The 10,933-nt window shown below is 45.9% G+C and carries 9 protein-coding genes; 4 read left to right on the top strand and 5 right to left on the bottom strand.

Annotated features, from left to right (window positions below; all coding sequences use genetic code 11):
• Both VN429_RS03620 and VN429_RS03615 read right to left on the bottom strand, forming a co-directional pair.
• Positions 1-822, bottom strand: an 822-nt coding sequence (locus VN429_RS03620) for a class I SAM-dependent methyltransferase (RefSeq protein WP_325629893.1), incomplete at its 3' end; no start/stop codon positions are given.
• 17 nt (positions 823-839) lie between these two features.
• A complete protein-coding gene (locus tag VN429_RS03615; protein ID WP_325629891.1) occupies positions 840-2,096 on the bottom strand; it encodes an MFS transporter in 1,257 nt (418 codons plus the stop codon).
• Positions 2,097-2,269: 173 nt separating this feature from the next.
• On the opposite strand from VN429_RS03615, the gene VN429_RS03610 reads away from it, so the two are divergent.
• Positions 2,270-3,514, top strand: a complete 1,245-nt coding sequence (locus tag VN429_RS03610; RefSeq protein WP_325629889.1) for a threonine/serine exporter family protein — start codon at positions 2,270-2,272, stop codon at positions 3,512-3,514.
• Between the two features lie 345 nt (positions 3,515-3,859).
• On the opposite strand, the gene VN429_RS03605 is transcribed toward VN429_RS03610, so the two are convergent.
• Entirely contained in the window at positions 3,860-4,303 is a 444-nt protein-coding gene (locus VN429_RS03605; protein WP_325629887.1) for a DUF3795 domain-containing protein, read from the bottom strand.
• Between the two features lie 62 nt (positions 4,304-4,365).
• On the opposite strand from VN429_RS03605, the gene VN429_RS03600 reads away from it, so the two are divergent.
• Positions 4,366-5,160 carry a hypothetical protein gene (locus tag VN429_RS03600; protein WP_325629885.1) on the top strand — a complete coding sequence of 265 codons (795 nt, stop codon included), beginning with the start codon at positions 4,366-4,368 and terminating at the stop codon, positions 5,158-5,160.
• Between the two features lie 48 nt (positions 5,161-5,208).
• Here VN429_RS03600 and VN429_RS03595 read toward each other — a convergent pair whose 3' ends face one another.
• Positions 5,209-7,425 carry an adenosylcobalamin-dependent ribonucleoside-diphosphate reductase gene (locus tag VN429_RS03595; RefSeq protein ID WP_325629883.1) on the bottom strand — a complete coding sequence of 739 codons (2,217 nt, stop codon included), beginning with the start codon at positions 7,423-7,425 and terminating at the stop codon, positions 5,209-5,211.
• 211 nt (positions 7,426-7,636) lie between these two features.
• Positions 7,637-8,014 carry an HIT family protein gene (locus VN429_RS03590; protein ID WP_325629881.1) on the bottom strand — a complete coding sequence of 126 codons (378 nt, stop codon included), beginning with the start codon at positions 8,012-8,014 and terminating at the stop codon, positions 7,637-7,639.
• A gap of 252 nt (positions 8,015-8,266) precedes the next feature.
• Between VN429_RS03590 and VN429_RS03585 the strand changes: the two genes are divergently transcribed.
• Positions 8,267-10,129 (top strand): HAMP domain-containing sensor histidine kinase, encoded by a 1,863-nt coding sequence (locus tag VN429_RS03585; RefSeq protein ID WP_325629879.1) that lies wholly within the window; start codon positions 8,267-8,269, stop codon positions 10,127-10,129.
• 100 nt (positions 10,130-10,229) lie between these two features.
• Positions 10,230-10,868 carry a hypothetical protein gene (locus tag VN429_RS03580; protein ID WP_325629877.1) on the top strand — a complete coding sequence of 213 codons (639 nt, stop codon included), beginning with the start codon at positions 10,230-10,232 and terminating at the stop codon, positions 10,866-10,868.
• Positions 10,869-10,933: the final 65 nt, after the last annotated feature.

The raw sequence follows: 10,933 nt of genomic DNA, 5'->3' as shown, positions 1-10,933 counted from the left end.
ATAAAAAGTTACCAACTTGTTCTGATCTGTTATATCATCTGAAAGCACGTTTTTATAGGTCTGAACATCTAAAAAACCGGCGCCTGTAAGGATCGGTGTCATTTCTTCTGTCCGGTAGTAATGATTCCAGAATCTATATGTCTCAAGGTTTTCCTGATTTGAATAGACAATATGCTGCTCCAGGATCACGTTCTGGTCAGGATAATGAAATGATTGTGAAAGTGCCAGATATGGGTGTGGCTTCCAGAATCCCCTATCAGTTATCTCCCAGTCCTTTTTGCCTGGAATCATGATTTCTGGAGCATGTTCGTTCAGAATATCAAAAATAAACAGACCACCTGGGTTGAGGATGGTATGAATATGATGTAACAGGTAATCCCGGTTCTTGGGGATGAGGACTGAAAAATCACAGTAAATCATGATAACCAGATCAAACCGGTTTTCAAGAGTCATATTCTGGTAATCCTGGTGAAGATATGTGATATCAAGCCCTTTTTTTTGAGCCTGTGATTTTGCATATTCAATCGACCGATGAGAATAATCGATCCCTGTTACGTGATGACCATGCTCTGTAAAGAGTTCATCATAGAGCCCTGGTCCGCATCCGAGATCCAGGATGCTTGAATGACTGTTCAGATGAGATTCTATCCAATTTACTGTCCTTGATATTGTTGCAATTTTTCTGCTTGCTGCATCTGTATTCTGATCCAGATGAATCTGGAGAAGTTTACTTGAGATGTAGGTATCATCCCACATCTGGTGGGTTCCAGGTTCATATAGGGCCGGAGCACTGGTAAGTTCAATGAGTTTTGAGATATCCATATTCCTCATCTCCTGTTTTATTGTGGAGGTTTTTCCTGTAGTTTTTTTGTATGCCCGCCATCTCCGGGAGCCTTCTCTCTTGATGGGTTGAGGTTTGGAACTGCAAGTGTAAACAGTATCATTCCAGATACACCCGCTGCGTAGATTATTGCAGATTCACAATACCCGAAAATTTCAATAAGTGTACCCATACAGACAGTTCCAATCCCTGCACCTCCAAAGAGGCCGAGTCCAACCAGTGCAGAAGGAAGCCCTTTTGACCTCGGACTGATCTCAAAGACCAGCGTTGCAATGGTTGACTGAATACATACGTATCCAAGTCCGAGACCTGCAGACACTACCAGTCCTGTCTGCCATCCGGAAAACAATGCAAACAGGAGAAGAGTCCCAGATGCCAAAAATCCACCGCCTGCTATCATCCATCGTGATCCAATCCTTCTGTTAATATTTCCAGCCTGTATTCCTCCGATGAGAGCTGAAAAACCGAAGAACATTACAATCGCTCCGATCTGCGTGTATCCGAGGCCTACAATCTGGTGCAGAAAGGATCCGAGATAACTGTACATGCCAATCAGGAGAAAGCCGGATGCACCGGCGAGAGGGAATAATATCCATGACGAAGGGTTATGAGAAATCTCATGCAGTTCTTCCCGTACTGTCAGGTTTGATACTGACTGCTTGGCTTGTGGAATCTGGTGTATAAACATGAGCGTGCAGACGGCTATGGCAGAGAAGAGCATGAACGGCACCCGCCAGGAGAAAAATTCTGTGAGAAGTCCACCGATGCCGACACTAAGACCCTGGCCCAAAAATACAATTCCCATGAATATTCCCACGTAATGCTGTCTCTCTTCCGGGGGGATGGCATCTCCAAGGCAGGCAAGTGATATAGCGATAATCCCTGCTGCAAAAAAACCGGTGAATGCCCTCCATACGATAAGAGCCTGTAGAGTGCCGGCCATGGCACATGCACCAGAACCTATTGTAAAACCAGCAAGGATCCAGAAAAGTACCCTGACTTTTCCAATCCTATCACTAATCAGACCAAACACCGGTTGCATACATCCATATGGGAGAAGGTATGCAGTCAGGATCAGTCCGGTAGAAAGAATGGAGACTCCAAGATCTGCTGCGATCGCCGGAAGTGCGGGTGATATAAACCAGTTATCTGCAGCAGAGATGAACCCGGCGATCCCGAGTATTAGCACCAGGGTACGGGGCGTTCGGTTATACGGGCTGACTCCCTTCTTTACCATCCCCGGTAATTGAGTCATGATCAAGAGATCTGTCCTTCTTCCCTTTCAAAGGACTCATATGAATCGTGTTATTAATCTATGATTTCAAATAGATTTCGGGCTGTTGCACTTCTCTTGGTTCATTGGATACTAAAAGGACTCATATATTCCTGCATCACCAGAAAGTACACATGAACTGCATGGGAGATAAGGTGGAAAAGTACGAAAGTGCAGACCTCTATCTCGATCTTGCGGTTATTCTCTATGAAGCCGGTGCAACTGTCCAACGTGTAGGTGATTCTGTCCGGTGGCTTGCAGGGCAACTTGGCGATGAGAAGGTACACATATCAGTCGGTTATGAAGTCATTGAAATGAGTGTCCATCATGGAGATCATACTGAAAACCGGCTCTATGTGCTTCGTGATCCGATCAGGGTAAATGTATCTGTTTTGCATCAGATTAGTGGCATTCTCCATCGAATCCCATCTTATCACGAGAATATTTCCGCAATAAGGGATGATCTGACTGCTGTCAGAACGATGGCCCCTGCGTATCCGGTTCCGGTGATTATCGTCGGGACTGGGATTGCCTGTGCTGCCTTCGGATGGATCAATCATGCCGATCTCCCTGCTCTCTGGGTAATCTTCCTCTCGGCAATCTTTGCTCTTTCAATCAGGTTAAGATTTGGAAAAGATCTGAACAATCTTTATCTTTCAACTCTTGTGACTGCTCTTTCAGGAGGACTTTGTGCGGCAGTACTCGCTCCGTTCTCTCAAACACAAACACCTCAAGTTGCTCTTATTTCATGTGTTCTCTTTCTGATACCGGGAGCCATGCTTATCAATGGAGGCCTTGATATCATCAGGGATCACACCAGTTGTGGAATTGCCAGGCTCACCTCTGTCTTTACTCAGATTTGCATTATTTCCGGAGCATTACTCATTCCTCTTGGCATGATGACACCTGCCATCCAAATTCATACTCCTGTGGATGTTATCAGTCTCATCCCAACCATGGCTATTGCGGCTGGTATTGCAGCATGTGGGTTTGGAATTCTCTTTAATACTCCGGTTTCTGTCCTGGTTGGGTGTTTTATCTGTAGTGCAGTAGCCAGACTCATCAGGGAGACCGGGATCTCTTTCGGGTTTGATCCCTTCTTCTCACTCTTTCTTGGCATGAGCATCGCGACAATAATTGCTGCAGGTATTGGAAGATATGCCCGTGTTCCTGAAGTGCTCCTCTCGGTGATTGCAGGAATCCCTATGGTTCCTGGTCTTGCAATGATCCAGGGGTTGCAGGGATTGTTCACCCTCGCTCATGGGGGAACAACCCAGCCTGATCAGGTCCTTATCTACGCTCTGCAGCAGATGCTCTATGCAGGGGTGGCAATACTTGCCCTCGTTGGGGGGATAATCTTCCCGATAATTATTATCGCGAGGAAGAAATTACGGATTTGAAAGGGGTATCTTCAAATTATCTGTACAAGGGACGCTTTGTGATGGATCCACAGAGGTGCCAGAAATGGGAATGGTTTGAAGGCGATTCCTTCTGGGGGGGGGATCTCTACCCGATCATGATTCATGAAATAATACTCTGTGAGATCACTCAACTAAAAAGAGGGTTTTGGAGCCCTGAATGGAGATCCATATTATCACCGGGCAGAGAGGTTTATCCTTATTTCACGAAAACCTCTCTATTAATAACCGGTATGAAACCCTGATTCATTTCTGATGAACCAGCAATCCAGTAGTATAAGATCCGGTTGGGTCTGATTCACGTGACTCAGGTTAATCAGACATGTATCACTGGTTACTTCTCTCCAGATACTCCCTGCACAGATATGGTTCAATAAAATCTTTGAATTCATCTGGAGCAAGCGTATTCCGACATCCGGGAGCTACTGTTTCCACTGATGTCAGGTGACATTCTATGAGGTCACACGGAAACTCGTCGCAAAAACCACAATGAGGAATGTTCCGGCTCTGGACACAGGTCCTCATCTCACAGGCTCCACCAATTCGGTGTGGGTTTTCACTATCCGGCTTCAGACATCCATCGCACTTGATCGCTTCAACAGGAATATCAAGCCCGTATATCTTCTTCCATGCTTCGGATACCCGGTTTCGGTCTTCCTCACTCCTGATGTTTCCGATATATGCCGGGCACTGGGAGCAATGAAACCCACAGCAAGCACGAATGTCTTCTAATCTTGCTACCTTGTTGTCGTGACACGTCTGTTCTTCCATACACATTTTACGTGAGAGATCAAGATATAGCAAAAGGTAATTCTACTATAGTTGGGATCTTCATGCGGAAGGATGAGATAGAAGAGCGAATCATTGAGATCGAAAAAAACATTCGGGATCTTAAAACAACCCAGCGTGAGCAGGGAGAGGTAATTCTTTCAGAACTGCGGTCTTTTCAACGTCTCTTTGTCGAAGAACAGATAGAAACTATGCGACGACAGGTTGTCACCAGCCACCAGAATATGATTCTGCAGTTTGTGATTACCACCATCAGACGTGAATTCGATTCAGTCTGTCCGGATCCCTGCTCTTTGTATGACCGGGGGGCATGTATCGACTTTTTTATCAGTCGTCTCCGTGAGTCAGCCGAACGGATGGATCCTGATGAAGCAGATGAGTTCCTGGCAATCCAGGCAAAACAGGATCAGGATCTTGTGATTAAGTATCCTGAACTTGGCAGGGAACCATGCCTTACTTGTTACAAGATATATATTGCTGAACGCGATCACCTGATGCAGGCGATCGGAGATTTGTCATCGGTGCGATCAACACTCAGGAACCGTAATCAGATGGCACTAATCAGGGATCTCCCAGAAGATGAAGTACTGGCGACGATTATTGAACCACTCTCCCATCCTGCACGTTTCAGTATGATCAAAGCCCTTTCCATGAGTGCCATGAGTTATACTGACCTGAGCACGCTGACCGGGTATAAAGGTGGTCATCTCCTTTTTCATGTCACCCGTCTGATCGAAGCAGGCCTGGCAGCAAAAGATGAATCATCAGGGCAGTACCTGATTACAGAAAAAGGGCGAGGTCTCATCCACCTCATCAGAAAGATCTATTCTGGGATGTAGATCTCGGGTTCCGTTATGGTGATAAATCCTTTTTTATGTTCAGGATCTTTAACTGCACCCGGACCAGCCACAGTGCTTGCAGATCCCCTGATTGCAGCCTTCGCCGAAATCAAGAGGCTGGCGGCATTCAGGACAGAGACGTTTCTCTTCCGTTTTTAAAATCGACCAGTCTTCGAGTGTTGTGATACTCTGGTGCTTTGCTGCGAGATCAATGCACCGGCCTACCACATCTGCACACGACACTCCCTCTGATGAGGAATTTTTGATAGCAGAGACACAGTTCACTTTGCCGAACTGTCTTACAAACTTCTGGTACGGCACACCACTCTGAAGACCGGTACTGATAGCACGTCCGAGGGCACTGCTGTTTGCATCACACCCACCTATTCCGACAGTTCTGATAAATACCTCAATGGGTTTTCCATCCAGAAGATTTACAGTTACATATAGGCGGCAGCATCCGGATTGACAAATGTAGGTCTTTCCAGAGAGCTCCTTTGGTCGTGTCATATTGAGTGAAGGAATCTTCTCTGGAAGGTTACGACCATCGTCAGCCTTGAGCTCGGGTACCGGCTCGCTCTTATCAGTTTCACCGCTCAGGGCTAGGACAACTGTCTCTCTGCTTCCTGTTCTGTATATGGTGATACCTTTCAGGTCGAGTTTCCACGCCATGAGCAGGGCTTCTTCACAGTCATCACGTGTTGCAGAGGAAGGCATGTTGACTGTTTTGCTGATGGAAGCGTGGACATATTTCTGGAATGTGGCCTGCATCAAGATATGATCTTTCCATGAAATGTCCAGAGCTGTGCGGAAGAGTGTTCTGAATTCACCTGGGAGCCAGGAGAGATCCTGGATGGTTCCTGTCTTATGGACGTGACTGATCACCTCCTCTGTTCGCTCTATCAGTTCATCTCCGGTCAGGTGCATATGGGAAAGAGTCTGAACAAGGGCTTCTTTGAAGACAGGATTGACGATAACAAAAGTCTTGCCTACTGTATTCTTTCTGGTGTAAGCAAAAGAGAATATTGGTTCGATTCCACTGGAACATCCAGCCAGAAGTGAGATGGTTCCCGTAGGCGCCACCGTGGTCATCGCTGCGTTGCGGACCTGATACTCCTTCCAGATGCTCCCATCCCATGCCGGAAAAGGTCCAAGGGATGATGCCAGGATCCGAGATTCATCAACAGCGGTCCTGGTGAGTTTCTCCATTATCTGTTCACACCAGGATCTTCCTTCTGGAGAATCATATGCGATGCCCAACCTCAACAGAGCATCGTGAACCCCCATAACGCCAAGACCTATCTTTCGTGTTTTCAGGGTTGCTTCTGCAATCTGGGGGATGGGATAGATATTGCGTTCGATGACAGTGTCAAGGAATCTCACCGCCATCCTGACCGTCTCTTCCAGGAGTGTCTCATCCAGGATGCCGTCTTTGATACAGGCATCAAGGTTGATACTGCCGAGGACACAACTCTCGAATGGAAGAAGTGGTTGTTCTCCACATGGGTTGGTTGTATCAATATCACCCAGTTGTGGTGTAGGATTCCGCTTGTTGATCTCATCGTAGAAGAGAATTCCTGGCTCACCGTTCTTCCAGATCCCATCAACAATTCCATTCCAGATCTCCCCAACTGTGACTGTCTTCCCTGAATGCGGGTGGGTAAGCCAGACCAACTCGAAGGCTTTCTGCTCGACCAGATTCATGAACCGGTCGTTGACCATCACTGAAATATTGAAGTTGGCAATATCCCCTTCCTCCTTCTTGGCAGTGATGAAATCGAGGATATCAGGGTGCCAGACATTGAGAATCCCCATGTTGGCCCCTCTCCGGCGGCCTCCCTGCTTGATGACATCAGTTGCTGCATTAAAGACACGCATGAATGAAACAGGTCCTGATGCTACCCCGTCGGTGGAACGCACCGGCGATCCTTCGGGCCTGATATGAGAAAAGTTGTATCCTGTTCCCCCACCAGTCTTGTGAATTATTGCACCCTGTTTCATGGCCTCAAATATCCCGTCTATTGAGTCCGGGACCGGGAGGGTAAAGCAGGCTGAAAGCTGCCCAAGCCCGGTGCCGGCGTTCATGAGTGTGGGCGAGTTTGGGAGGAACCGAAGCGACATCATTGCTTCAAAGAACCTGTCCTGTTCATCTTTATCGTCAGCAAGGGCATGTGCAACCCTGCGGCAGATATCTTCGAAGGTATGTTCTCCTTGTCGGAGATATCTGGCAGAAAGAATATTATCGACAACGGGGGAGGAAGTCACAACATAAATATTGGATGTGAGAGGATTTGAGCAAACCCCACTACCTTTTTGTACCGGAATTGTGGGTTATGAGATCTCAAACCAGAACGCCGGAAAACTCCTCAAGAGGATAAAAATCAGGGATATGATATGCAGACACCTGGGATTGCAAAAAGGACCGGTAATAGTTTGTCTTTATGGTATTACCTTCAAGAGTAATTCCGGGTGTCTGCTAATACTGCTGTTTACCAGGTATCACTCCCCTTACTCCGCCTCTGGGGTCTTTCATATCTCCGGAGTAACGGGGAATAAGATGGATATGCAGGTGCATGATCGTCTGTCCGGCAACAGAACCCTCGTTGATCCCGATGTTGTATCCGTCAGGACTATACTCTTCATTAAGATACAATCTTGCAACAGTGATTAGATTCCAGAGCGCTGAGAGTTCTGCCTCGGTTGCTTCGAATACAGATCCGAAATGACGCTTTGGGATGATCAACAGATGGCCCGGTGAAACCGGGTGCATGTCATACCTAGCATAGGCACACGAATTTTCCAGAACCATCTCTTCTGGTTCAATTGTGCAGAAAATACAGGATTCAGACCCCATATTCCTCACTCTCAAAGATAGTCGTCCTGCCCTCCCCGTGTATGGTGTTCAGTTTTTATTACATACATGTAGTGACCCAACCAAAGAACTACATATTCAATCAGTAGATATTACCTTGTTTCCAATTCAGAACACAAAATTACATTCTCGTTTCATATTCAGGTTCGGTAGATCTATCTTTTTTGCCCAGATTATCCTTGTACTATTCGCATTAGGGATCCTAAAAGTAAGAATTTACAGTATGATCAATCCATGAAACAGACCGATAAAACTATCAGGCGAAAGTTATCAGTTCTTCTCTTCGTCTTAATACTCATCTCAACCGCGTCAGTAGGCATTGGCATAGGAGTTTACTCATACAAGCAGAATCTCGATCTGATAGACAGTATCATCACTAGTGTTCAGCAGGAGACCCAGGATAGAACTGAAGCGTTTTTCCTTATTCTTGCAGGAGCTGAGCCTTCCATTGACTCTGATATGAGCAGCGGACTGCCTGCTATCTCCAGGGATATTGGTTCACTGAACAAGCCTGTATCTCTTGTCACAGCCGAGGATCTGAAACCTATAGCAGACCGGAATAATGTTGATGACATCTACCTGATCAATGGGTCAGGTGTAATTTTCTCCACAACATACCCCGAGGATCAGGGATTTGATCTAAAAACCGTCGGGCTTGAATCATTCCTGAAAAATATCATGAATTCAGGGAACATCTCGATGGATCGGGCGGCGGTCAATGCACTTAACGGGGAAATAACCAAGTATGCCTATTACAGCCAGCCGGGAAGCGACTATATCATCGAAACATCGGTTCAACTCAGAAAGGCACTTGACAGAACCCGCTCGCAGAATTTTACCTCGTTCCTGATGGATGATTTCCTCCCCAGGATTCAGAAGGAGAATCCCTTTGTGCTCGAGATTGATCTCTTTTCATCCAATACTCTAAGTCAGTACTCCCTGATTCATGAAGGAAAAAAGATGGATCCAGAGATCTACAGACAGGTCTATGATCAGGGGGAGGTCAGAATTCTCTCCGGTAATAACCTGACTGTCTATACACATTTCAGACCGAAGGAGAAAGAAGCAGATTATACCGGAAACCTGACAAGCATGGTTGTCTATGACACAAGTATGCCTGGGAGGGTGTTGTTTGAAACTGCCTGGCATACGTTTGTGATTCTTTTTCTGGTGACGATTATTGCTTTTCTCATATCTGGTCGGCTTTTTGATCGCCTAATCGTCTGCCGCCTTCAGACAATTGTTAATGATCTACACCGAATCGGTGGGGGAGATTACTCGGTGAAGATAGATGATTCAGGTACTGATGAGTTCTCCCGGATTGCTAGTGAGATAAACCGGATGTGCAAACTGCTCCTTTCTCGTGAAGAAGAACTGAAGAATCTTAATAGGGATCAGGAGGAGATCGTCAGGATCAGAACTGCCGAGTTGCAACAGATGAAAGACGCTTTTGAGCAGGCAAACATCAAGCTCAAGATGCTGACCACAATCACCCGGGATGACATAATAAGTCAGACCGCCCGTCTTTCAGAATTGCTTGTTCTTGCCGGTGAAAAAGCAGGTCCAGATTTTGGGGATATTATCAATGAGTCACAATCTGTTGTTGATACCATTCGCAACCAGATCGAGTTTACGCAGGTTTATGATGCTATCGGATCCCGTCCCCCGGTCTGGCATTCTATCAAGGAGACAGTAGAACAGGCAATATGTAATATTCCCGGAACAGGTCTTATGTTCAACCTTGATCTTGGTGATATCCTTGTTCTGGCAGATCCACTTCTCGAAAAGGTGCTTTACACCTTAATCGAGAATACCGTGCGTCACGGAAAGTGGGGAACATCTGTCCAATTCTCATTTGAAATCACAGGTAGTAATCTGATACTTGTGTATGAAGATGACGGGGTCGGAATCGCTGATGAAAAGAAATCAGGGATATTTATTGAAGGGTTTGAGAAAAATTCCGGATTTGGTCTGTTTATTGCCAGGGAGATCCTGGCAATTACTCACATTGCTGTCAGAGAGACCGGGGTTTATGGGAAGGGGGTGCGGTTTGAGATCCGGGTGAAAGAAGGGTTCTGGAAACGCAATACTCAATAGATAAATCTCATGAACCTGTTTTTTGAACGTAGTTGCTTCTGATAGATACTAAATCCGGCAATCAAAGACCGTTAAGAGAAGAAACTTCTTTCCAAATCCGATGGTATTTGACGGGAAGATGAAAGGATTTCATGAGATTTTTCTTCTCCTCATTCTCTTATGTTGCATCACTGGTTTAGAAAGTGCCCATACCCTCACTCTTGATCCAATCGAGCCACATCACCCTGGTGATCCGGTTGTCATCTCGGGAACAAAACCTGAAGAGACATCTCGCATGGGTATTGAGGTATTTCCTATTCAATACTGGGAGTATGCCTGTAGATTTGGAGAGACGAACCATGCAAAACACTTCAGGTTTGTTCTTCAGTATCTCTCTGAAACACTCAATGATGCACCGTTTGTAAAACTTGTCAGATTCAACCCAGATAAAACTCAGTCGTATATCCAATATCCAAACTGCCCTGATCACATATTGATCCATCCTTATGTTCCCTTTGGCCCTGGGAATACTAGATGGAATGCAGAATTGAAGATGTCTGGAAAGAAAGAGTCCTGGAACCCAGGTTCTTACATCGTTCTTGTTTGGGATGCTTCAGGCCAGGTTCTTTATTCTGAAACGTACCAGCCAAACGGATGGGATACAAGTGGTGATTACGTGTATCCCGCTACTATGAGAGGTAATATTTGGGATCTTGAAAACAAGCAGGAGTGCGTGAATAGAATATTTTCAATCCAATGATTAACTCAACAATTATGGCAGTAATCGCAATCTATTCAGCATATTTTTCAGATTTTGGATGATGT

The sequence above is a fragment of the Methanospirillum sp. genome, assembly GCF_035560735.1.
GTDB lineage: Archaea > Halobacteriota > Methanomicrobia > Methanomicrobiales > Methanospirillaceae > Methanospirillum.
Note: the sequence above shows the minus strand (reverse complement) of the source record. Positions and strands in the feature narration are given on the sequence as shown.